The sequence below is a fragment of the Yersinia massiliensis CCUG 53443 genome (genome assembly GCF_000312485.1).
Taxonomy (GTDB): Bacteria; Pseudomonadota; Gammaproteobacteria; order Enterobacterales; family Enterobacteriaceae; genus Yersinia; species Yersinia massiliensis.
The window spans coordinates 1-989 of the sequence record NZ_HE997660.1; the positions used below are offsets into that span (position 1 = coordinate 1).

The window sequence follows — 989 nt, forward strand, 5'->3', positions numbered from 1 at the left end:
CCCCAGTTCTATACCAAGCACCAATCATAGTGATCCCTATCATTTATGATATTTAATTAAATTAGAACGCCCTGTATTTTAAATAACAAAGGCGTCCGTTACAGGTTATGAGATAGTTTATTAAGCGGGGAGATTATTAGGTCCAACAAGAACACCAGCACTTCCTTTCTTGCACACTAACACCGTGGCATTAAACAATGGGGTGACATTTGAACTCCCGCCGCCAAAGTTATTGTATCGAATGCTTACAACATCCATCCCACCCAAGACAGTTGCAGGGACTCTGAATGAAACGCCGCCCACTGTTGTTGCTGGGGTTGACGCCCCGCCTGTAATGAAACTTTGGACGATCACGCCATTTATTAGTAGATTTAAATCGTTTCCAGAGTAGATGTTCCCCCACGTAACATCTCCGTTAATAATCAGCACTCTCTCAAAATTTGCAGAATCAAATGAAAATACCGTCCACAATACACCGCTAGGGACTCTATCTGATGATGCACCTGCCGACATGCCTGTATTTGTTACATATCCTTTTAAATGAACGCCCTGAACCACATCGCCAATGATTTTATTAGCATATACAGTTCCACCGAAATAGCCGTCATTACTTTCAATCGTTCCGCTGAATTTACCTGCTGTCGCGTATACTGTTCCTCTAACTGTGACGTTATTAAATTCAGCGTTACCGAGTTTATCTATTTTCCAGCCCAGCATTCCCATCACGTAATTGTCAGACATTATATACTGACCGATTTTGGCATTAGTTATTGAGCCATTTTGAATAAATCCATCATTAATAAACGTCTGTCCATTTACGACAGCCCATGGAGAGAATTTATTACCTTCGGGTCCACTTAAGAGAATAAAACTATCGGCATTAAATCCAATCGATGCTTTCGCCACACCATTAATAAACTCAGCACCAATGACCATACCTGCACTGACAAACTGACCGTTATAGTTAAGCCCTGCTCGTAAGCTGTATG

Annotated in this window: 1 protein-coding gene; it reads right to left on the reverse strand. The window is 41.5% G+C overall.

Annotated elements, in window-relative coordinates; all coding sequences use genetic code 11:
* Positions 1 to 120: 120 nt before the first annotated feature.
* Positions 121 to 989 (reverse strand): phage tail tip fiber protein (locus BN68_RS24520; protein ID WP_155965414.1); only part of this gene is annotated, 869 nt, incomplete at its 5' end.